This is a genomic window from Bradyrhizobium sp. STM 3557, assembly GCF_045571465.1.
GTDB lineage: Bacteria > Pseudomonadota > Alphaproteobacteria > Rhizobiales > Xanthobacteraceae > Bradyrhizobium.
In genome coordinates this window covers 7,264,573-7,285,702 of sequence record NZ_CP120697.1, presented here as the reverse complement: position 1 = coordinate 7,285,702, position 21,130 = coordinate 7,264,573, and the positions used below count along the sequence as shown (strand labels likewise).

Sequence of the window (21,130 nt, the reverse complement as noted above, 5' to 3'; positions counted from 1 at the left end):
GCTTAAATACCGGAAAGTTGGACTATCTTTGATTCTAACGGAGCCCGGCCTATAACGCCGCGCTCCCCCTTATTCGACGGATTCAAGAGACCTCGCATGGCCGGCCATTCGCAATTCAAGAACATCATGCATCGCAAGGGCCGGCAGGATGCGATGAAATCCAAGCTGTTCGGCAAGCTGGCGCGTGAAATCACCGTCGCCGCCAAGCTGGGCACGCCGGATCCCGCGATGAACCCGCGGCTCCGTGCCGCCGTCCTCGCCGCGCGCGAGGAGAACATGCCGAAGGACAATATCGAACGCGCCATCAAGAAGGCGGTCGGCGGCGAGGGCGAGAACTATGACGAGATCCGCTATGAGGGTTATGGGCCCGGCGGCGTTGCAATCATTGTCGAGGCGCTGACCGACAATCGCAATCGCGCCGCCTCCGACATCCGCTCCTTCTTCACCAAATCGGGCGGTAATCTCGGCGAGACCGGCTCGGTGTCGTTCATGTTCGATCGGGTCGGCGTCATCGAATACGATTCCAGCGTTGCCTCGGACGATGCGATGCTGGATGCCGCAATCGAGGCGGGTGCCGACGACGTGATTTCGGGCGAGAACGGTCACGAGGTCTATACCTCTCCGGATAATTTCCGCGAGGTTGCTAAAAACCTCGAGGCCAAGTTGGGCGAGCCGCGCAAGGCGGCGCTGACGTGGAAGCCCCAGAACACCGTGATGGTCGATGACGAGACCGGCGAGAAGCTGCTCAAGCTGATGGACCTCCTGAACGATCACGACGACGTGCAGAACGTGTTCGCCAACTTCGAAATTTCGGAAACTCTGATGGCCAAGATGGGCGGTTAACGAGCTGTTGACCAAGCCCGGCGGCGAGGCGCTGGACGTTCTGTTTATGTTTTCCTCAAGCCGGCCTGAGGTTATCACTGCGGTATGACCTCGCAGCCGATTCGCATCCCAGTCCGCATCATCGGGATCGATCCCGGCCTCCGCCGCACCGGCTGGGGCGTGATCGAGAGCGAGGGCAACCGGCTGGTTTATATCGGCTGCGGCTCGGTCGAGCCGCCTGATGACCTGTCCCTGGCAAGTCGCCTGCGCGCCATTCATGAAGGTCTTGCCGCCGTGCTCGGCGAGTTCAAGCCGGCGGAGGCCGCGATCGAGCAGACCTTTGTCAACAAGGACGGCGTCGCGACCTTGAAGCTCGGCCAGGCGCGCGGTGTCGCCCTGCTGGCGCCCGCGTTGTTCGGTATCGAGGTCGCCGAATATGCGCCGAACCAGGTGAAGAAGACCGTCGTCGGGGCGGGCCACGCCGACAAGAACCAGATCGGGGTGATGCTCAAGATCCTGCTGCCCAAAGCCGAGCCGCCGTCTCCGGACGCGGCCGACGCGCTCGCGATTGCGATTACGCACGCTCATCATCGCCAGGGCCAGGCGCTGCGGATGAAGGTGGCCGGGCTATGATCGGGCGCAGGTGGCAATTGCTCCCTCCCCCCTTGTGGGGGAGGGTCGGGGAGGGGGGTAACCAAAGCGGCGGTCTTTGTGGATCCACCCCCACCCCCTCCCCGCAAGGGGGAGGGGAGTCAACCGGGCCCTCGGCGACGGCTCTGTGTCTCACTGCGAGTGCCTCTTCATGATCGGCAAGCTCAAGGGCCTGATCGATTCCTATAGCGAGGACTTCGTCATTCTTGACGTCGGCGGTGTCGGCTACCAGGTGCATTGCTCCGCGCGCACGCTGCAGGCGTTGCCGAAGCCGGGTGAGGCTGCGGTGCTGTCGATCGAAACCTATGTGCGCGAGGACCAGATCAAGCTGTTCGGCTTCAGGAGCGACGTCGAGCGCGAATGGTTTCGCCTGCTGCAGACCGTGCAGGGCGTCGGCGCCAAGGTGGCGCTCGCCGTGCTCGGCACCTTGCCACCGTCTGATCTCGCCAACGCGATCGCGCTGCGCGACAAGGCCTCGGTGGCGCGCACGCCGGGCGTCGGTCCCAAGGTCGCCGAGCGCATCGTCACCGAGCTGAAGGACAAGGCGCCGCATTTCGCCGATGCCGATCCGACCGTCGTCAGCCTGTCGGGCGCGATCGACGAAGCGCGCGCGCCGAAGCCGGTCGCCGATGCGATCTCGGCCCTGGTCAATCTCGGCTATGGCCAGCCGCAGGCCGCGGCAGCAATCGCCGCCGCGACCCGCAGCGCGGGCGACAAGGCCGAAACCGCGCAACTGATCCGGCTCGGGCTGAAGGAGCTCGCGAAGTAGGTTATCGTTGCCGGAACGCGCCAATCGAGAGGGATATGAGTTTTGAGCATGGTGAGCAAGGCCGACCAGGAACTGATCGATGCGGCGACCTCCGTCATTAGCGATCGCTATCGCAACGACTGGCAGGAGGTCGGCGCCGCCATGCGCACCCGCGACGGGCGCATCATCACCGGCGTTAATATCGATGCCTATATCGGCCGCATCGCCGTCTGCGCCGAGGCGATCGCGATCGGGCGGGCCATCACCGAGCATGGCGATCATGGCATCGAGACCATCGTCGCCGTCCGCCATCCGAAGCCCGGCGAGCCCGGCAAGATCGCGGTGGTCTCGCCCTGCGGCATCTGCCGCGAGCTGATCCACGACTATGACGCCAAGGCACGTGTCATTGTTCCCGACCAGGGCCAGCCGCCGAAAGTGGTGAGCATCGGCGAGCTCTTGCCTAACAAGTACAAGCGCGGCAGCGAATGAAGCAGCCCGCCCGCATGGTCAGCCCGGAGCGCCGCTCGGACGATGTCGGCGATACTGCGCTGCGCCCGCAGCAGCTCTCCGAGTTCGTGGGCCAGCAGCAGGCACGCGCCAACCTCTCGATCTTCATCGAGGCGGCGCGCAAGCGCGGCGAGGCGCTGGACCATGTGCTGTTCGTCGGTCCACCGGGGCTCGGCAAGACCACGCTGGCGCAGATCGTGGCGCGCGAGCTCGGCGTCGGCTTCCGTGCCACCTCGGGGCCGGTGATTGCCAAAGCCGGCGATCTCGCCGCGCTGCTGACGAATCTCGAAGAGCGCGACGTCTTGTTCATCGACGAGATCCATCGCCTGAGCCCGGCGGTGGAGGAGGTGCTCTATCCGGCGATGGAGGACTTCCAGCTCGACCTCATCATCGGCGAGGGCCCTGCGGCGCGCTCGGTCAAGATCGATCTGTCGAAGTTCACGCTGGTCGGCGCCACGACGCGCGCGGGCCTCTTGACCAATCCGCTGCGCGATCGCTTCGGCATTCCGATCCGGCTCAACTTCTACACCATCGAGGAACTGGAGAAGATCGTCACCCGCGGCGCCCGTGTGCTCGAGGTCGGCATGACGGCCGATGGCGCCAACGAGATCGCGCGCCGCGCCCGCGGCACGCCGCGCATCGCGGGACGGTTGCTTCGGCGCGTGCGCGATTTCGCCTCCGCCGCCAATGCAGATGCGATTGATCGCGCCATCGCCGACCATGCCTTGAGCGCGCTGGAGGTCGATGCCGCCGGGCTCGATGCGATGGACCGGCGCTATCTCACGATGATCGCGATGAACTATGGTGGCGGGCCGGTGGGGGTGGAAACGATCGCCGCCGCGCTGTCCGAACCGCGCGATGCGATCGAGGACATCATCGAGCCCTATCTGATCCAGTGCGGCTATCTGCAGCGCACGCCGCGCGGTCGGCTCCTCACCGCGCACGCGTTTCGCCATCTTGGCCTTGCCGAGCCGAGTCGCGATCCCACCCAATTTGGGTTATTTGGCGGGGAGGACGAGTGATGGACGCTGGTACAATCAAGATCGTTGCGGCGCTGATTTGCGATGATGCTGGCCGGATGCTCCTGGTGCGCAAGCGTGGCACCAAGGCATTCATGCAGCCGGGCGGTAAGCGCGATTCTGGCGAGGATGACGTCGCCGCCCTTGCGCGCGAGATCGCTGAGGAACTCGGATGCCGCGTGGTCTCGGCCTCGATCCGATCGCTCGGCGAGTTTGACGCGATCGCGGCGAACGAGCCCGGTTTCCGCGTGCAGGCAAGCCTCTACGCCGCCGACGTGATCGGCGAGATCACGCCGGGTCGAGAAATCGACGAGACAATATGGATCGATCCCGCGACGCCTTCCGATGTCCTGTTGGCGCCGCTGACCCGCGATCACGTGCTACCGCTGGCTGTTTGTCTGCGCAATGGCGAAGCCCCCTTGGGCAATAACTGCTGATAATCTGCACGAGCCGACCCGAAAGCGGCTGTAATCAAGCTCTAAGACAGTACACAGCAGAGGTTTCAAACGTTCATGTTGTCTCGCCGCCGCTTTATTCAGGCCTCTACCGGCTTTGCCGCCTTCGGTTTTTCCACCGCCAGCTATGGCGTTGGCATCGAGCCGCTGCTGCGGCTGCGTATCGCCAACTATCAGGTGCATCCGCAACGCTGGCCCTCCGGTCTGACATTGAAGATTGCTGCAATCGCCGACCTGCACGCTTGCGACCCCTGGATGTCGCTCGCGCATATCGAAGCCATCGTCGCACGCGCCAATGCGCTCAGGCCTGACATCATCGTCATGCTCGGCGACTATGTCGCCGGCCACCGTCATTTCACTGGACGCATCGAGGCATCCGAATGGGCGTCCGTGTTGGCCGGCCTGAAGGCGCCGCTCGGCGTGCATGCCATCCTCGGCAATCATGATTATTGGGATGACCACAACGTGCAGCGCGACGGCCGCGGATCGCCCGCGGCGCGGCGTGCCCTGGAAGCTGTCGGCATTCCCGTCTACGAGAATGACGCGACGCGCCTGAGCAAGGACGGACAGCCGTTTTGGCTCGCCGGGCTCGGCGATCAATTGGCCTACTGGCCGATGCGGCGGTTTCGCGCGATGCCGCGTATCGGCGTCGACGATCTCACCGCCATGCTCGCGAAGGTCACCGATGACGCGCCGGTCATCCTGCTCGCGCATGAGCCCGACGTGGCGGTGCGCGTGCCGTCGCGAATCGCGCTGCAGCTCTCCGGGCACACCCATGGCGGCCAGGTGCGGCTGTTCGGCTGGTCGCCAGTGGTGCCTTCGCGCTACGGCAACAGGCTGGCCTACGGTCACGTGCGCACCGCCTGCGACGTCATCGTCTCCGGCGGCCTTGGCTGCAGCATCATTCCGGTGCGGATCGGCGTGCCGCCCGAGATCGTGCAGGTGACCGTCGGTCCCGCGTCAGCGCCGGTGTCGTAGTTCCACGCTTGCGTCCGAAGCGGATTTGCGCAAAACGACCGCTTTGCTCGGCAGCGAGGGCGCCAAGTGACACATCAAGTGACACGTTCCCATCTCGACGGCGAGATCCGCGACGGCCGCCATCACATGCAGGTGCGGGTCTATTACGAAGACACCGATTTTTCGGGCATCGTCTATCACGCCAACTATCTCCGCTTCATGGAGCGCGGGCGCACCAATCATCTGCGGCTGATGGGGGCCGAGCAGCATGCGCTGTTCGAACAGGCCGAAAGCGAAGCACCGAGCTTCGCCTTCGTGGTGCGCTCGATGGCGCTGGATTATTTCAAGCCCGCGCGCATGGATGACGTGCTCGACATTGTGACTTGGCCGGTCACCGTAAAAGGCGCCTCCATCACCATGGCGCAGGAGGTGCGCCGTGGCGAGGAGCTTCTGGTCAAGGCAGAGGTGCGCGTTGCCTTCATCAGCGAAGGCAGGGCGCATCCGATTCCGAAAGCGTTGCGCCAGCTCCTGAAGGCCGACCTGCTCTAGTGCCGGCCGTCACGCCGCCGCGCGGTGGCGGGCGAGCTCGGCCTTGTAGAGCTCGAGCTCCTCGGCGATCGCCTTTGCGATCGCAGGCCGCTTCCGCAAGCGCTCATGATAGGCCTTCACGACAGGCCATTTCGCCAGCTCCACGGGCGGGGTCGCCATGGTCCAGTTGATCACCGTGACCAGATAGGCGTCGGCGACGCTGAAATGGTCGAGCAGATAGTCCCGGCCCTTCAGGTAGTTCTCCAGGTAATCGAGCCGCGACAGGTTCTTCTTCAGCACATGCGCCTTCATTTCCTCGGGCGCGGTCTTGTCGAGGATCGGAATGAACAGGCCCTTGTGCAGCTCGGTGCCGATGAAGCAGAGCCATTGATGCAGCCGGCTGCGGTCCATGCCGGGCGAGGTGCCGAGATTGGCGTCCGGAAAGCGATCGGCCACATATTGCAGGATGGCGGCATTCTCGGTCAGCACCTGGCCGTCATCGGTGCGCAGCGTCGGCACCAGGCCAAGCGGATTGACGGCGCGGAAATCGGAGCCGTCGCGCAGCACCGTCTTGGTCTTCGGGTCGACTTCGAGAAAATTGGCCTCGGCGCCGGCTTCATAGAGCGCGATCCGGGTCGCGAGCGAGCAGGCCATCGGCGAGTAATAAAGGTCCATGGACGCCTCCTTTGGGCTCCCGGCAGGAGCATTGTTGATTTTTATACTGTCTCGCATAATATACCGGACGTCAAGGAATTTAATGCGAAATGGTACAAAAAAGGAAGGGCGGCGCTCCACCCCCGGGTTCGCCCACAAAGCCCGCGCCCTCCGAGCCGAAGCGCCGCGGCCGCCCGCGGGCCTATGAGCCGGACGTGGCACTCGGCAAGGCGCTCGACCTGTTTCGTCAGGGCGGCTTTGCCGCGACCTCGCTCGACGATCTCTCGGCTGCCACGGGCATGAACCGGCCGAGTCTCTATGGCGCGTTCGGCGACAAGCGCGAGCTCTACATCAAGAGCTACCAGCGCTACCGCAACGAGGCGCGCGCTGCGATGGCCGATATTTTCCGCAGCGATGCCTCGGTCCGCCAGCAGCTCGAACGCATCTTCGCCACCGCGCTCGACATCTATCTGTCCGGCGAGAACGGCCCCCGCGGCTGCTTCACGGTGATGACCGCGGGCTCGGAAGCGGTGCAGGACCCCGACATCCGCGCCATGGTGCAGGACGCGCTGTCTGAGCTCGACAAGGCGTTCGCGTTCTGCTTCCGCCGCGCCAAGGAGACCGGCGAACTGCCCGAAAAGGCCGATCCGGCCGTGCTGGCTCAGCTCGCCTCCGCCACCATCCATTCGATTGCGATCCGTGCCCGGGCGCACGCCTCGCGCAAGGAGCTGGAGGCGATTGTCAAGGGCGCGCTCGACGTGATGCTGGGGCCAAAGTCGTCCCGTTAGTATCCCCTCCCACGGTCGACCACATTCTCCAGCGCGCCGCCTTGCTCGAAGCGGGCGATCTGCGCGGCGACGTAGCGGGAGATCGCGTCGGCGTCGGTGTCGGCGGCATTGTGCGGTGTCAGCACCACCTTGGGATGGGTCCAGAAGGGGCTGTCCGGCGGCAGCGGCTCCTGGCCGAACACGTCGAGCGAGACGGCACCGAGCGTGCCGTCGTCCAGACAGGCAAGGATATCGGCCTCGTTCTGCAGGCCGCCGCGGCCCGCATTGATGAGTACGGGCGCGCCGAGCGGGCTGGTGCGGTTGAGCTTCGTGAACACGTCGCGCTTGAGGATGTGCCGGGTGTCCGGCGTCAGCGGCAGCAGCGAGACCAGGATATCGGTCCGCTTCAGGAAAGCATCGAGCTGGTTCGCGCCATGGAAGCATTCGATCCCATCGATGCGTTTCTCGCTGCGGCTCCAGCCGGCCACACGGAAGCCGAGCCGTTTCAGCACATCGGCCGCATCGGCGCCGAGCGTGCCCAGCCCCATAATGCCGACCCCGATCGCCCCCGCAGCCCATTGATATTTCGGCGCCCAGCGCTTCTCGCGCTGCGACTGCCGCAAATAAAGCTCCTGGCGATGATGCATCAGCACATGCAGCACGACATATTCCGTCATGCGCGAGGTCAAATCGTCGACCGCGACGCGCACCAGCGGGACGTCGGGCAGGGTCTGGTCCGCCATCAGCGCGTCAACGCCGGCCCCGAGATTGAAGATCACACGCAGATTCGCAAAGCCGGCGAGCTCGCCTGGCACCGGCTTCCACACCGCCGCATAATGCACCTCGGCCGGATCGAGCGAAGCATCGGGCAGCAGCACCACAGGGCGGTCGCCGCAGACCTCGCCAAACCGTGCCTGCCAGCGTTGCGGTGACCAATTATCGCTGCCGCCATGGATCAGGAGTGCCAGTGCGCCTTTGCTCATCGTCTGGTCCTTTATCTTGGAATTGCTTGAGGCTTGGAATTGCTTGACCTGCACCACATAGCAGATCGTGCCGGCTGGCAATCTCCGTGCCAGTGCGCCGCATGCCGCCCTGCGCCACAGGGAGCCTGCCGCCGCGAGGCGGCGCAACAGCGCCGCGGGAACCCCAAAGAAATTTTCTTCTTCGGCCCGTCGGCGGAAGGCATACTCCTTCGTCTTAAGATCAGATGGAGATACTTCCCGATGCTGTATGCCGTGCTTTGCTATCATGATGAGGATTTCGTCGGCTCCTGGAGCAAGGAGCAGGACGCCGCCGTCATGGCCAAGCTTGCTGTGGTGCAGGAGAAACTTGCCAAGCAGGGCCGGCTCGGCCCGGTGGCGCGGCTGTTGCCGACCACGGCGGCGACGACGCTGCGCAAGGACGATCCGCCGCTCGTGATCGACGGCCCCTATGCCGAGACCAAGGAGCAACTGCTCGGCTTCTATATCGTCGACTGCGAGAATCTCGATGCGGCGCTCGAGGTGGCGCGGGATCTCGGCGCGGCCAATCCCGGCGGCTCGTACGAGATCCGGCCAGTCGGCGTGTTCAGGCCCGGTGCGGTGAGCTGACATGACCGATGCTGCCTGGATCGATGCGGCATTGACCTCGGCCCGTCCCCAGGCCGTCGGCGCGCTGTTGCGCTATTTCCGCGATCTCGACACCGCCGAGGAGGCCTTCCAGAACGCGTGCCTGCGCGCCTTGAAGAGCTGGCCGCAGAATGGCCCGCCGCGTGATCCCGCCGCCTGGCTGATCATGGTCGGACGCAACGCCGCCATCGACGAGGCGAGGCGCAACCGCAAGCAGGAGCCATTGCCGGAGGACGAGGCGATCTCCGACCTCGACGATGCCGAGGACGAGATCGCCGAGCGGCTCGACGGCTCGCATTATCGCGACGACATCCTGCGGCTGTTGTTCATCTGCTGCCACAAGGAACTGCCCGCAACGCAGCAGATCGCGCTCGCGCTGCGCGTCGTCTCCGGCCTTTCGGTCAAGCAGATCGCACGCGCCTTCCTGGTCGGTGAGGCGGCGATGGAGCAGCGCATTACCCGCGCGAAGGCGCGGGTGGCGCAGGCCAGCGTGCCGTTCGAGACGCCCGGCGCCGTCGAGCGAAGCGAGCGGCTGACAGCGGTCGCCGCCATGATCTACCTGATCTTCAACGAGGGCTATTCGGCCAGCGGCGAGACTGCCGATCTGCGCATGCCGCTGTCCGAAGAAGCGATCCGGCTGGCGCGCCTGCTGCTGCGGCTGTTCCCGAGCGAGCCGGAAATCATGGGGCTGACCGCTCTGCTGCTGCTCCAGCATGCGCGGGCTGCCGCGCGCTACGACGCCGACGGCGGAGTGATCCTGCTCGAGGATCAGGACCGCTCGCTCTGGAACCAGACCATGATCGCGGAGGGCGTGGCGCTGATCGACAAGGCGATGCGGCACCGGCGCAGCGGCCCGTACCAGATCCAGGCGGCGATCGCCGCGCTCCATGCGCGTGCCGCGTCGTCCGACGAAACCGATTGGACCCAGATCGATCTGCTCTACGGCGCGCTCGAAGTGGTGCAGCCCTCGCCGGTGGTGACGCTCAATCGCGCGGTTGCGGTGTCGAAGGCCCGTGGCGCGCAGGCAGCGCTCGACATGATCGAGCCGCTCGCGTGCCGGCTGTCGAATTACTTCTATTTCTTCGGCGTGCGCGGCGCGCTGTTGATGCAGCTCGGTCGCAACGAGGAGGCGCGCGTCGCCTTCGATCGCGCCATCGCGCTCGCCCACAGCTCGGCGGAGGCGGCCCATATCCGGATGCAGATCGACCGTCTCAAGCGCGACAGCGCCAAAGAGAGCACAACGGATCGCGCCGGGATGCGCGGCGCGACCAAACGTCCGTAACTGGGGGAGAGTGCGATGTCGACCGTTCTGATCATCGTCGTGGTGCTGCCGACGATCGCGATTGCGGCGGCCCTGATCGCCGCCAGCGCCAAGCCGGATACGTTCCGTGTGCAGCGCTCGGCCGTCATCGCGGCATCGCCGGAGAGGATCTTCCCGCTGATCGCCGATTTCCACCAATGGGCCGGCTGGTCGCCCTGGGAACACCGGGACCCCGCGATGAAGCGGATCTTCGAAGGGCCCCAGAGCGGCGTTGGCGCGATCTATGCCTGGAACGGCAACCGCAATGTGGGGGCAGGGCGGATGGAAATCATCGAGGCGACGCCGTCCAGGATTGTGATCAAGCTTGATTTCATCAAGCCGTTCGCAGGGCACAACATCGCCGAGTTCGCGCTGCGGCCCAACGGACCATCGACCGAAATCGTCTGGACCATGCATGGTCCGGCGCCGTTCCTGTCGAAGCTCATGCAGCTTGTCATGAATATGGACAGGATGATCGGTAAGGATTTCGAGGCCGGCCTCGCGGGCCTGAAGCGTCTCGCGGAAACGTGAGCGCCGGCGCCGCTCGCGTCGACAATGATGTTCACCAAGGAGGAAATGATGATCAGTCCCTATCTGATGTTCGACAGCAATTGCGAGGAAGCACTCAAGCACTATGAGAAGGTGCTCGGCGCCAAGATCGACATGATGATGCGCAACTCCGATGCGCCGCCAGAGGTGCCCTACCCACCCGAGCGCAAGGACAAGATCATGCACGCCCGCTTCTCTATCGGCGACGATGTGCTGATGGCGTCCGACTCTCCGCCGGAACATTTTCAGAAGCCGCAAGGCTTCTCCGTCTCCTTGCAGATCGCCGATCCGGCCGAGGCCGAGCGCAAATTCGCCGCCCTGATCGACGGCGGCACCGTGATGATGCCGTTCGGCAAGACATTCTGGTCGCAGGGATTTGGCATGGGCGTCGATAAATTTGGTATCCCCTGGATGATCAACGTGCCGGCCGAGGGCCAATGAGCGCGCGGCCATCGGGCAGAGCTACCGGCACGACGGGTAGATTGCCTTGAGCTCGCGCCCGCGCAAAAGGAGCAGCCGCGACGTCAAGCCGCCGCGGCGCTCGATCCAGACGCGAACCGGATCGGGATAGGCTTGCAGCACCAGCTCCGATGCTTCGGGCTCGGCATAGAGGTGGCCGCGCTGGTCGATCGAGCGCGCGGCGTGGAAGCCGAGCACGGCGCGTTTGGTCACGCATATGCGGTTCTCCGGGACGACGCTCAAGACCAGCGTGCAGGCCGACAGGCAGGGGCCATCGATCACCACGCGCTCGCCGGAGGCGCGGACCTTCTCGAACAGTCTGAGGAACGGACCGACCTCGCCGCCCGGCGAAGCGAGGATGCGGATATCGGCGCGCGCCATCATGGTGGCGATGACCCAGAGCGCCACACCGAGGAAAACCGTGAGGATGATCCGCGTCCAGCTCACCATGATCTGATCCTTTGTGGTCTCATCCTGTGCGTCGTTCACCGCGCAAGGTCGGCAGGCCGATGCCGGCGGCATCGAAGCCGCCATCCACCGCCAGCATCTGCCCGGTGATGTAGCTGGAGCGGTCGCAGCTCAGAAAGAAGATGGCTTCCGCGAGCTCCGCTTCAAGGCCGTAGCGGTTGAGCGGAATGGCATCGTGATAATCGGCCCGGATCTCGGGCGTGTGCACCGCCTTGGCCATCGCGGTCTCGACCGGTCCCGGTGCCACCGCGTTGACGCGGATGCCGGCCGAGGCCAGCTCGACCGCGAGCTGCTTGGTGAGATGGGCAAGGCCGGCTTTGCTGGTGCCGTAGGCTGAGCGCAAGGTCGAGGCGCGCACCGCCGAGATCGAGGTGATGTTGACGATGGCGCCGCCGCCACTGGCGCGCATCAAAGGCACCGCGGCCTTGGTGCACAGGAACGGGCCGGTCAAGTTGACTGCGAGAATCCGATTCCAGTCCTCATTCGTGGTGTCGAGCAATGGCGCGAACGTCGCCACGCCGGCATTGTTGATCAGTGCATCGAGCCGGCCGAAGCGCTTGGCGACGGCCTCGATCGCCGCATTCACCGCATCCGCATCCGAGACGTCGCAATGCAGGGCTATCGTCTCGTCCGGCCGCTTCAGCCCGCCGACCGCGTCCCGCAGCAGCTCTGCTTCGATGTCCAGCAGCGCGACGCGCCAGCCCTCTGCAAGGAAGCGCTCGGCGGTGGCGAGCCCAATCCCGCGTGCAGCGCCGGTGACGAGAGCAACTTTGGGCAAGGCGGCGGGCATGATCAACTCCGGAACCGATCGATATGATCCGTCGGCTTTACGCCAGCACGTCGGCGAACGCTCGGCTTTTCTGCAACATTCTACACCCCATCAAGCGGCTCCGCGCGCATCCGGCATCGTCGGCAAGACGGATCATGGCTTGCCTGCCTTTGCCTTCCGCGCGACCACCTTCTGATAGGCGGCCTGGAGGCGCTCGCCAGCGCTGGGGCCCGGTTTCTTCGGTCGTTTCACGCCAAGATGCAGCTCGCGCAATTCGTCCATGAGCTCGTCCCACATGTCAGGGCCGCCGTCGCGCAGCAGCTTGGCGCGAATGCCGAGCTCCTCGGAGACCGGGAGATATTTGTAACCCCAGGCGGCCATCTGCGCGAGGACCGGCAACAGCTCGATGCCTTGCTCGGTCAGGGAATAGATCCCCTTCTGCTTGTGGCTCGGATCGTCCTCGCGGGTGATGATGCCTTCCTCCAGCAGCGTCTTCAGCCGGTCGGCGAGAATGTTGGAGGAGATGCCTTCCTCGGATCGGGTGAGCAGCTCGCGAAAATGCCGGCGATTGCCGAACATGATGTCGCGGATGATCAGCAGGCTCCATTTGTCGCCGAGCACCTCGAGCGAGAGATTGATCGGACAGCCTGAGCGCTTGGCATCGGTCATGGTCGTTCCAGAGGTGCGGCGAAACAGCCGGCAAAAACCACTTGCAATATTGCACCGGTTTCGGCATCCTGCAACCAGTTGCAAAACGCAATCAGTATGGAGGAGAGCAGATGGGCAGACTGGTGATGTGGAATCTGATGTCGCTCGACGGCTTCGTCGAAGGGCCGAACCGCGACATCTCCTGGCATGAGGACGTCTGGGGCGAGGAACTGGAGCAGTTGTCGATCGCGCAGCTCCATGAGGCCGGCGGGCTGCTGTTCGGCCGCATCACTTACGAGCTGATGGCGGGGTATTGGCCGAAGGAGCGCGGTGAGATCGCCGACTTCATGAATACAGTGCCGAAACACGTGTTCTCGCGTACGCTGGCGCGTGCCGACTGGACCAACACGCAATTGTTCACTGGCGATGTTGGCGCCACTGTCGCGCGACTGAAGCGCGAGATCGCCAAGGACATCTTCCTGTTCGGCAGCGCCGATCTCGCCGCAAGCCTCATTGCCGAGGGACTGATCGACGAGTTCAGGATCGCGATCAATCCGCTGCTGCTTGGTGGCGGCACGCCGCTGTTCAAGCTCGGCACGCGCTTGAAGCTGAAGCTCACCGATGCCAGGCCGCTGTCGAACGGCGTCGTGATTATCCGCTACACGCTTGCTCAATAGGAGAGACCTATGTCGCTCACTTTGTACTATCACCCGCTGGCGTCGTTCTGCTGGAAGGTGCTGATTGCGCTCTATGAAAACGACATTCCGTTCACGCCGCAGCTCGTCAAACTCGGCGATCCCAGTGAACGCGCGGCGTTCCTGAAGCTGTGGCCGATCGGCAAGTTTCCGCTGCTGCGCGACCAGGCGCGCGGGCAGACCGTTCCGGAATCGAGCATCATCATCGAATATCTCGACCAGCATTATCCGGGACGCACACGCTTGATTCCGGAGGATGCCGAGCTTGCGCTCCAGGCGCGCCTGCGCGACCGCTTCTACGATCTCTATGTGCACATGCAGACGCAGGCCGTCATCGACAACCGGCTGCGCCCGCAGGACGCCAAGGATCGGCACGGAGCCCGCAATGCGCGGACGCGGCTGCGCACCTCCTATGCCATCATCGACGAGCAAATGAAGGGCAGTGGCTGGGCGGCGGGCGCGTCGTTCACCATCGCCGACTGCTCCGCGCTGCCGGCGCTGTTCTACGCGAGCGAGGTCGAGCCGTTCGGCAATGGCCTTGCCAATGTCTCCGCTTATCTTGAGCGGCTCAAGGCGCGGCCTTCTGTGGCACGTGTGCTGAAAGAAGCCGAGCCGTACTTCCACATGTTTCCAAGAGAGGGGGATTAGATGGGCGACAAAGCGGACATCATTCGCGCGCTGTTCGCCGCCTATCTCGCCGGCGACCGCCAGGCGGTCGATGATTGGCTTGCTGCGGATTTCCGCTTCACCAGTCCCTATGACGACGAGATCGACAAGGCGACCTATTTCGATCGCTGCTGGCGCGGCAGCGAGTGGATCGCCAGGCATACGCTCGAGCGCATCTGCGTTGACGGCGATACAGCCTTCGTCATCTATCAATGCGTCGCCAGGGACGGCAAAAGCTTTCGGAATACGGAGGTCGTCGCCTTCGCCGGCGACAGGATCCGCCGCATCGATGTCTATTTCGGCGCGACCTATCAGGATGGTGCGTTCGTCCGTCAGCAGGGATGACGTCCTGACTGTCCGTCTTGTCATTGCGAGGAGCAACGCGACGAAGCAATCCAGTTCTCCTTCGGATCGGCAGTCTGGATTGCTTCCACCGTCGCCCTTCGGGCTAAGGTGGACACGTCGCTTCGCTCGCAATGACGGAGCTCCAGTCGTTGGTATGGATCAAACGTTCTCGCGGCGCGGTCTGCGCCCGAGTTCTGCCAAAATCTGCCCTCCTCCGAACGGAGGGCGCAGGGAAGGCCGGGTGCCGGTCGCACCCGCGGTCCGCGTGCAGCAAAAAGCACGCGGCAGAACCACAGGTACGAGCCGAGACATCCCGGCCTTCCCTGCGCGATGGTTTGAGCGGCTTATACGGGCTCTCCCCGGGGACCGGCTTTCTTGCCCCCGTCGTCGGAGTGATGCGCGAGCGCCACAGCCGACTTGGCATCAGCACCGGGATGCCAGGACCACACGATTTCGCCGTACGCGTGGTGTTGTTCGTCCACGTGAGATTCACGCTGCAACACCGACGCGCCCACCGCATCCCGCACCCAACGTTCGTGACGATCGCGAAGCGCCCCTCTTGATCGAGCGCAGGACACCGGCAATTGATACCAAGTTCTGAAAAAGCGAAAGCGAAATATTTTTACGCGAAGGTCTGGACAGGGGTGATCGGCCTGAAAGTGCTTGCGAAAATAGTTTTTTCGCGCAAGCAGACGCGGCCCTGGAACCAGGACGCGGACGACGGCGTGCCGGATAAATCGCGCTTGCCGTCTGCCGATTTGCCCGTCGGGCTGGCACTCGGACTTAAAGGTATGGACGATGACGTCGCCGGCGGCCGCCGCGTGGTTTGCGGCCGGACTAGGGCGCAGCGGGAGAGGACGGAAAGGTCAACCTTGCGGGAACTCGCTTGCACCTCCCTGCTGCTCTCCTGTGTCTTTGGAACCGTCGTGGCAGGACAGGCGGCCGCAGCCGATAATGCCGCGCGCATCGCGCGGCATGTCGTCGACAACGAAAAAGGGCGGGCAGAGCGCGAGCTCGTGCCACCGGCTCAGACGCAGCAGGACGCCGAAACGGCCATGCGACAGCCCGAGGCGCCGACGACGGGTCTGAGCGTCAGCGCGCCATCGCCAGAGCCGCAAAAGCCTGCGCCGGAAGCTGCGGAGCCAAAGCGTGATGCGCAGAAATCGGGTCTCAAAGCCAACGCGCCAGCGGCGAAGGACCTCGCGGTGCCGCCGCTCGTGCTGTCGGCCGACATGGCCAGGAAGATCGGCCAGAAGATCTGGCTGAACGAAACCGGCGGCAACCGCAATGCGATCACGTCATGGAATGCGAACGAGGAATTTGCCTCGCTCGGCATCGGTCACTTCATCTGGTTTCCGCTGAACAAATGGCTGCCATTCGAGGAAAGCTTTCCGAGCCTTCTCGAATTCATGCGCAAGAACAACGCGCATCTGCCGTCCTGGCTGGACCAGCCGCAAATTCCGGCCAATCCGTGGACGAGCAAGGCCGAGTTCATGAAGGACTTCAACTCACCGCGGATGCGCGAGTTGCGACAGTTTCTGCTCGATAACGTGGCGTTGCAGACCCAATTCCTGGTGGAGCGGGCGCAGGGCGCGATGCAGAAGATCCTCAAGAATACGCCTGATAATGCCGAGCGCGAACATATCGTCACCCAGTTCGCGCGCGTCGTCCGTGCATCCGACGATGTTTATCCGCTGATCGATTACATCAACTTCAAGGGCGAGGGCACCAACCCGAAAGAAACTGCCGTTGACAAACAGACCGGGCAGCGGCAGGGCTGGGGTCTCAAGCAGGTGCTGCTCAAGATGAACGGCACGACCGCCGACCCGAAGGCCGTGCGCGCCGAGTTCACCGATGCGGTGCGATTCATCCTGCAGCAGCGGGTCCGCAACATTCCCACAAACCGTGTCTTCGAGATCGGCTGGCTGCGCCGCGCCGACACCTATCGCCGTCCCGTTGGTGAGCTGGAGCCGAGCCCGAAGCGCCTGCGACGTGAATCATCCCGCGCAATGGCGCTCCAATAGCATTCTGAAACCGGCGCCGGGTAGGCTCCCGCCTTTTTCATTGGCCACGGGCAGGCTCCCCTTGAACGCGGAGCCAAGGCTTCCATATGCCATCCTTATACCATCCAGGAGGATGGCAAAGGACATTGGTAATGCCCGAAAACCTACGTGAACTCCGCCCCAAGGTCCCGGATACCGAGAAGATCACGGTCAACCTCGGCTATGTCGATCTCGGTCAGGTCGATCTGATGGTGCAGGAAGGCTTTTATTCCAACCGAACCGACTTCATCCGGACCGCAATCCGCAACCAGCTCGAGCGGCATGCAGACGTCGTGAAGCAGTCGACGGTCCGCAACAGCCTGGACCTCGGCATGCGACACTACAGCCGTGCCAATCTCGAGGCGGCGCAGCGCACCGGCCAGATGCTGCAGATCAATGTCCTGGGCCTTGCGACCATCGCCGCCGACGTCACGCCCGAACTGGCGCGCGCCACCATCGCCTCGGTCTCGGTGTTGGGCGCGTTGCATGCCACTCCCGCGGTCAAGGCCGCTCTCGCCGACAGAACGAGGTGATGCAATGCTGAATCCGAACATGGTCCGCGAAGCGACACGGCTGACACGATCAGGCCGATTGGTCGAAGCCACGGCACTCCTGCAACGCATGCTGCGGGGAGAGAGCGCGCCGGCAACCGACGCCGCGGGTCCTGCTCGGACCAAGCCTGGGCGGCTGGAGCCACCGACCATCGAAGGCAAGGCGACGCGTGTTGCGGAGCGTGAGCATCAACGCGCGCGAGCAGCGCCCACTCAGGCTGCGTCTGCTCAGGCACGCAGGCGCCCGCGCGCAGTCGTTGGCGAGATCCCGGGCCTCAATCTGCGAGGTCCGATCCGGCGCGCGCCCGCGATGCGGGAGATCGCACCGGAGGGCACGCGATTCATCGAAGGCAGCTTTGCCAATGCGGCGGGACGCCGAAGCTACAAACTGTTCATCCCGAGCTGCTCCAAGGGACAACCGCTGCCGCTGGTCGTGATGCTGCATGGCTGCACCCAGTCGCCGGATGATTTCGCGGCCGGCACACGGATGAACTTCCTGGCGGAGGAGCAGAGCTGCTTCGTGGTGTATCCCGAGCAGCCCAGCGGAGCCAACCAGGCGAAATGCTGGAACTGGTTTCGCAGCGCTGACCAGCAGCGCGATGGGGGTGAGCCGTCGCTGATCGCTGGCATCACCCGCCAGATCATGCGGAAACATGCGATCGATCCCAAGCGCGTCTATGTCTGCGGCCTGTCGGCTGGCGGCGCCGCTGCCGCGATCATGGCCGCGACATATCCTGATTTGTACGCCGCTGCCGGAATTCATTCTGGCCTGGCCTGCGGCGTCGCGCGTGACCTGCCCTCAGCGCTGGTCGCCATGCGGCAGGGCGGCGTGTCCGATGTGACGGCGGACGCAAGATCAGCAGTGCCCACCATCGTCTTCCATGGCGATCGCGACACCACCGTGCATCCGGACAATGCCGATCGGATCGTGGCGCAATCGTCAGGAGCCACGCGCCAGACGAAGTCTGTCGTTCGTGGGCGGGTCCCCGGCGGGCACGCCTATACGCGGACGATGTCGGCAGACCCGGACGGCAAAGTGACGTCCGAGCACTGGACCATCCACGGCGCCGGTCATGCCTGGTCGGGAGGCAGTCCCGCCGGCTCCTACACCGATCCGAAGGGGCCGGACGCAACGCGGGAGATGCTGCGCTTCTTCCTGGCGCATTCACTCGCCAGCTAGATCCGGCATGAAGGCCCTGCCGACGAATTGAGCGGCCGCGGCGTACTGGCGCTCGCGCGGGAGTGTGTCATCAGCCTGTCATCCGGCCGATCATAGGCCGGACCGGGTGGCGGACGATGACATTGGAATGCGTGGCAGCGCCCGAGCATTGCTCAGGCAGGCTCGCCGTCCTGCTGCGCCATCGGCGTAAATTTTTCATCGAGACATGTCGGCCGCGGAGCAGGCCATTCGTCTTTCAGGCACCACACGTTGGAAGCCAATGGGAGGAGCCAAGGGATGCGGTTCATGGTGATCGTGAAAGCCACCAAGGATACGGAAGCCGGCGTGATGCCGAGCACCGAGATGCTGGCCGCGATGGGCAAGTTCAATGCCGAGCTGGTCGAGGCCGGCATGATGGAAGCGGGCGAAGGGCTGCACCCGACCGCGCGGGGCGCGCGGCTCGATTATGCCGACAGCGAGGCCGCGGTCACACGAGGACCGTTCGCGCTCACGGCGGATACGGTGGCCGGCTTCTGGCTGATCAAGGCGAAATCGCTCGACGAGGTGATCACCTGGATGAAGCGCGCGCCGTTCGAAGCCGGCGCTCGAATCGAGATCCGCCAGGTGTTTTCGGCCGAGGATTTCGGCGAGGCGCTGACGCCCGAGCTGCGGGCGCAGGAAGAGGAGCTGCGCGCCAAGTCTGCGAAGAACTAAGGCCGCCAAGCACTGAATTTTCAACAAGCCTTCAGACCAGGAGCAACCCGATGCGATTCATGATGCTGATGATCCCGCTTGGCTATGAGAGCGCGCCGCCGGACGTGCAGCTCGATCCCGAACGCGTGGCGGCGATGATGCGCTATAACGAGGCGCTGAAGGACGCCGGCGTGCTGATCACGCTGGACGGGCTGCATCCGCCGTCGATGGGCGCGCGGGTCTCGTTCGCAGGCGGCAAGCCGGTCGTGACCGATGGGCCGTTCGCGGAATCGAAGGAGGTGCTCGGCGGCTATTGGATGATCGACGTCGCCTCGCGCGAGGAAGCGATCGCCTGGGCCAAGAAGTGTCCGGCCTCCGACAATGAGATCATCGAGATCCGCCAGGTGCAGGAGATGACGGATTTCTCCGAGGACGTGCAGAAGGCTGCGGCTGGCTTCGACAAGCTGAAGCAGGCCGGCCCGCGGTGAAGTTGGGAACTGCGACCACGGATTCGGTTCACCTCTCCCCAGCGGGGAGAGGTCGGATTGCGAAGCAATCCGGGTGAGGGGCTCCACCTCGAGTTAGATCGCAACCCCTCACCCGGATTGCATCTGGCGATGCAATCCGACCTCTCCCGATGGGAGAGGTGAACCTCCGATGCCGAGCGAGATCAACACACCACTCACAACTCCAAACTCACTCAAACGGAAGGAAGCAACATGACCGACAATACGAACACCTATCTTGCCGTCTTCCTCGGCAGCCGCACCAGCGCGCGATGGAAAGCCTGGGAGGCCCTGCCCGAAGCCGAGCGACAGGCCACGATGCAGCGGGGCATGGCCGCTTGGCACGCCTGGGTCGACCAGCACAAGGACGCGATCGTCGGCATGGGCGGTCCGCTCGGCAAGACCAAGAAGGTCGACAAGGACGGGGTCACCGATATCAGCAACGAGATGAGTGGCTTCACTGTGGTCCGCGCAGCATCTCACGAGGACGCGGCAAAGATGTTCGAGAACCATCCGCACTTTGCGATCTTCCCGGGCGAGCGGGTCGAGATCATGCCGGTGCTGCCGATCCCCGGTGGTTAGACGGTCACTGGCCCGAGACAGGGCGGCATTCGCGCTACCCACCCTCCGCCTCAAGGGGAGGGTGGGCACCTTTGTGGCGGCGTCACGCATGTGCCGCGTCGGACCGCGACGCGCGCATCCTCGTCGATGTGAAAAGTTTCTGGCCTGCCGGCGCCCGGCTCATGTAAAAGCCATTCACATGAGCTGGCGCAAGGAACGCGGCCGCGCTGAGCGCGGCTATCACCACGGCAATCTGAAAGAGGCGTTGCTGCAGGCTGCGCTGGACCTGATCGCGCAGAAGGGCGCCGCCGGGTTCACTTTCGCCGATGCCGCACGCATGGCCGGCGTCAGCCCGGCCGCCCCATACCGCCATTTCCGCGACCGTGACGAATTGCTGTCGAGCATCGCCCAGCGCGGGTTCGAGCAGTTCGAAGCGCAGCTCTCGGCCGCCTGGGACGATGGCCGTCCCGACACCGTCACCGCCTTTGAGCGGGTTGGGAAAGCCTATCTCGCCTTCGCCCGTGAGGAGCCGGCGTTCTACTCGGCGATGTTCGAATCCGGCATCGCCGCCGATTCGACCGCCGGCCTGATGGCTGCGGGCGAGCGCGCGTTCGGCGTTATCCGCGCCGCAGCCGAGCGACTTGCGGCATTGGCGCCGGCCGGCACGCCGCGGCCGCCGGCGCTGATGATGGCCCTGCACATCTGGTCGATGGCGCATGGCGTCGCCTCGCTGTTCTCGCGCGGCGATGCGGCGCGGCGCAAGCTGCCGATGTCGCCGGAGGAGCTGTTAGAGGCCGAAGTGCTGATCTATCTGCGCGGGCTCGGCTTCTCGACCGATCGTAGCGGCGGGCAGGCTGGGCCTTCGTCGGGGCCGCCACCGATTCCGCAGGATGACACGCCACCCCAACCTTGGGGCAAGCCGAAATAATCTTGCCCAAATAATTCCGAGCCTGCGTCAGGCGGCCGCCTTGACAAAAATCCTGGTTGGTTTAGCTATGTAAATG

General features: G+C 64.2%; 28 protein-coding genes. 23 read left to right on the top strand and 5 right to left on the bottom strand.

Annotated features, from left to right (window positions below):
• Positions 1–96: 96 nt before the first annotated feature.
• The 8 genes from P6U24_RS33725 (at position 97) to ybgC (ending at position 5,708) form a co-directional block, all read left to right on the top strand.
• Entirely contained in the window at positions 97–843 is a 747-nt protein-coding gene (locus tag P6U24_RS33725) for a YebC/PmpR family DNA-binding transcriptional regulator (RefSeq protein WP_407156708.1), read from the top strand.
• Positions 844–927: 84 nt separating this feature from the next.
• Entirely contained in the window at positions 928–1,455 is a 528-nt protein-coding gene (gene ruvC / locus P6U24_RS33720; protein WP_407156707.1) for a crossover junction endodeoxyribonuclease RuvC, read from the top strand.
• Positions 1,456–1,624: 169 nt separating this feature from the next.
• Positions 1,625–2,242, top strand: coding sequence for a Holliday junction branch migration protein RuvA (ruvA, locus tag P6U24_RS33715; protein ID WP_407156706.1), 618 nt, complete (start codon positions 1,625–1,627; stop codon positions 2,240–2,242).
• A gap of 48 nt (positions 2,243–2,290) precedes the next feature.
• Positions 2,291–2,710: a cytidine deaminase gene (locus P6U24_RS33710; protein ID WP_407156705.1), complete on the top strand. Its 420-nt coding sequence runs from the start codon at positions 2,291–2,293 to the stop codon at positions 2,708–2,710.
• Complete coding sequence (gene ruvB / locus P6U24_RS33705) at positions 2,707–3,750, top strand: Holliday junction branch migration DNA helicase RuvB (RefSeq protein ID WP_407156704.1); 1,044 nt, start codon at positions 2,707–2,709, stop codon at positions 3,748–3,750. Before P6U24_RS33710 ends, ruvB begins: the two co-directional genes overlap by 4 nt.
• On the top strand, positions 3,750–4,184 hold the full coding sequence (locus P6U24_RS33700) for an NUDIX hydrolase (RefSeq protein WP_407156703.1): 435 nt from the start codon (positions 3,750–3,752) through the stop codon (positions 4,182–4,184). The genes ruvB and P6U24_RS33700 overlap by 1 nt, the downstream gene beginning before the upstream one ends.
• Before the next feature lie 75 nt (positions 4,185–4,259).
• Positions 4,260–5,180 carry a metallophosphoesterase gene (locus P6U24_RS33695; protein WP_407156702.1) on the top strand — a complete coding sequence of 307 codons (921 nt, stop codon included), beginning with the start codon at positions 4,260–4,262 and terminating at the stop codon, positions 5,178–5,180.
• A gap of 78 nt (positions 5,181–5,258) precedes the next feature.
• A complete protein-coding gene (ybgC, locus tag P6U24_RS33690; protein WP_407156701.1) occupies positions 5,259–5,708 on the top strand; it encodes a tol-pal system-associated acyl-CoA thioesterase in 450 nt (149 codons plus the stop codon).
• Positions 5,709–5,717: 9 nt separating this feature from the next.
• Here ybgC and P6U24_RS33685 read toward each other — a convergent pair whose 3' ends face one another.
• Complete coding sequence (locus P6U24_RS33685; RefSeq protein ID WP_407156700.1) at positions 5,718–6,362, bottom strand: glutathione binding-like protein; 645 nt, start codon at positions 6,360–6,362, stop codon at positions 5,718–5,720.
• Positions 6,363–6,451: 89 nt separating this feature from the next.
• Between P6U24_RS33685 and P6U24_RS33680 the strand changes: the two genes are divergently transcribed.
• Positions 6,452–7,129 carry a TetR/AcrR family transcriptional regulator gene (locus tag P6U24_RS33680; RefSeq protein ID WP_407156699.1) on the top strand — a complete coding sequence of 226 codons (678 nt, stop codon included), beginning with the start codon at positions 6,452–6,454 and terminating at the stop codon, positions 7,127–7,129.
• Here the strand turns inward: P6U24_RS33680 and P6U24_RS33675 are convergent.
• Positions 7,126–8,091 (bottom strand): 2-hydroxyacid dehydrogenase, encoded by a 966-nt coding sequence (locus P6U24_RS33675; protein ID WP_407156698.1) that lies wholly within the window; start codon positions 8,089–8,091, stop codon positions 7,126–7,128. The two genes, P6U24_RS33680 and P6U24_RS33675, sit on opposite strands and share 4 nt — an antisense overlap.
• A 240-nt stretch (positions 8,092–8,331) precedes the next feature.
• On the opposite strand from P6U24_RS33675, the gene P6U24_RS33670 reads away from it, so the two are divergent.
• Genes P6U24_RS33670 through P6U24_RS33655 form a run of 4 tightly spaced genes read left to right on the top strand, consistent with a single transcriptional unit; the run spans position 8,332 to position 11,005 of the window.
• Positions 8,332–8,697, top strand: coding sequence for a YciI family protein (locus P6U24_RS33670; protein ID WP_407156697.1), 366 nt, complete (start codon positions 8,332–8,334; stop codon positions 8,695–8,697).
• Between the two features lies 1 nt (position 8,698).
• The gene (locus P6U24_RS33665) at positions 8,699–9,997 is read left to right on the top strand and encodes an RNA polymerase sigma factor (RefSeq protein WP_407156696.1); all 1,299 of its coding nucleotides are present in this window, start codon (positions 8,699–8,701) and stop codon (positions 9,995–9,997) included.
• 15 nt (positions 9,998–10,012) lie between these two features.
• Positions 10,013–10,546, top strand: coding sequence for an SRPBCC family protein (locus P6U24_RS33660; protein ID WP_407156695.1), 534 nt, complete (start codon positions 10,013–10,015; stop codon positions 10,544–10,546).
• Between the two features lie 48 nt (positions 10,547–10,594).
• Positions 10,595–11,005: a VOC family protein gene (locus P6U24_RS33655; protein ID WP_407156694.1), complete on the top strand. Its 411-nt coding sequence runs from the start codon at positions 10,595–10,597 to the stop codon at positions 11,003–11,005.
• A 21-nt stretch (positions 11,006–11,026) separates the two neighbouring features.
• Here the strand turns inward: P6U24_RS33655 and P6U24_RS33650 are convergent, their stop codons facing one another.
• The 3 genes from P6U24_RS33650 to P6U24_RS33640 all read right to left on the bottom strand — a co-directional run bounded on the left by P6U24_RS33650 (position 11,027) and on the right by P6U24_RS33640 (position 12,929).
• Positions 11,027–11,473: a hypothetical protein gene (locus P6U24_RS33650; RefSeq protein ID WP_407156693.1), complete on the bottom strand. Its 447-nt coding sequence runs from the start codon at positions 11,471–11,473 to the stop codon at positions 11,027–11,029.
• Positions 11,474–11,492: 19 nt separating this feature from the next.
• Positions 11,493–12,281 (bottom strand): SDR family NAD(P)-dependent oxidoreductase, encoded by a 789-nt coding sequence (locus tag P6U24_RS33645; RefSeq protein ID WP_407156692.1) that lies wholly within the window; start codon positions 12,279–12,281, stop codon positions 11,493–11,495.
• Between the two features lie 132 nt (positions 12,282–12,413).
• Complete coding sequence (locus P6U24_RS33640; protein WP_407156691.1) at positions 12,414–12,929, bottom strand: winged helix-turn-helix transcriptional regulator; 516 nt, start codon at positions 12,927–12,929, stop codon at positions 12,414–12,416.
• A gap of 110 nt (positions 12,930–13,039) precedes the next feature.
• Here P6U24_RS33640 and P6U24_RS33635 point away from each other — a divergent pair, with 110 nt between their 5' ends.
• From P6U24_RS33635 to P6U24_RS33590, 10 genes are all read left to right on the top strand, one after another.
• Positions 13,040–13,585: a dihydrofolate reductase family protein gene (locus P6U24_RS33635; protein ID WP_407156690.1), complete on the top strand. Its 546-nt coding sequence runs from the start codon at positions 13,040–13,042 to the stop codon at positions 13,583–13,585.
• Between the two features lie 9 nt (positions 13,586–13,594).
• Complete coding sequence (locus P6U24_RS33630; RefSeq protein WP_407156689.1) at positions 13,595–14,251, top strand: glutathione S-transferase family protein; 657 nt, start codon at positions 13,595–13,597, stop codon at positions 14,249–14,251.
• Positions 14,252–14,614, top strand: a complete 363-nt coding sequence (locus P6U24_RS33625) for a nuclear transport factor 2 family protein (RefSeq protein ID WP_407156688.1) — start codon at positions 14,252–14,254, stop codon at positions 14,612–14,614.
• A gap of 926 nt (positions 14,615–15,540) precedes the next feature.
• Positions 15,541–16,638: a hypothetical protein gene (locus tag P6U24_RS33620; RefSeq protein WP_407156687.1), complete on the top strand. Its 1,098-nt coding sequence runs from the start codon at positions 15,541–15,543 to the stop codon at positions 16,636–16,638.
• Positions 16,639–16,769: 131 nt separating this feature from the next.
• Positions 16,770–17,189, top strand: coding sequence for a CopG family transcriptional regulator (locus P6U24_RS33615; protein ID WP_407156686.1), 420 nt, complete (start codon positions 16,770–16,772; stop codon positions 17,187–17,189).
• A gap of 4 nt (positions 17,190–17,193) precedes the next feature.
• Positions 17,194–18,387, top strand: a complete 1,194-nt coding sequence (locus P6U24_RS33610) for an alpha/beta hydrolase family esterase (RefSeq protein ID WP_407156685.1) — start codon at positions 17,194–17,196, stop codon at positions 18,385–18,387.
• A gap of 276 nt (positions 18,388–18,663) precedes the next feature.
• Positions 18,664–19,080, top strand: coding sequence for a YciI family protein (locus tag P6U24_RS33605; protein ID WP_407156684.1), 417 nt, complete (start codon positions 18,664–18,666; stop codon positions 19,078–19,080).
• 50 nt (positions 19,081–19,130) lie between these two features.
• A complete protein-coding gene (locus P6U24_RS33600) occupies positions 19,131–19,547 on the top strand; it encodes a YciI family protein (protein ID WP_407156683.1) in 417 nt (138 codons plus the stop codon).
• Between the two features lie 231 nt (positions 19,548–19,778).
• Positions 19,779–20,147, top strand: coding sequence for a hypothetical protein (locus P6U24_RS33595; protein WP_407156682.1), 369 nt, complete (start codon positions 19,779–19,781; stop codon positions 20,145–20,147).
• 178 nt (positions 20,148–20,325) lie between these two features.
• A complete protein-coding gene (locus tag P6U24_RS33590; protein WP_407156681.1) occupies positions 20,326–21,054 on the top strand; it encodes a TetR/AcrR family transcriptional regulator in 729 nt (242 codons plus the stop codon).
• Positions 21,055–21,130 lie beyond the last annotated feature (76 nt).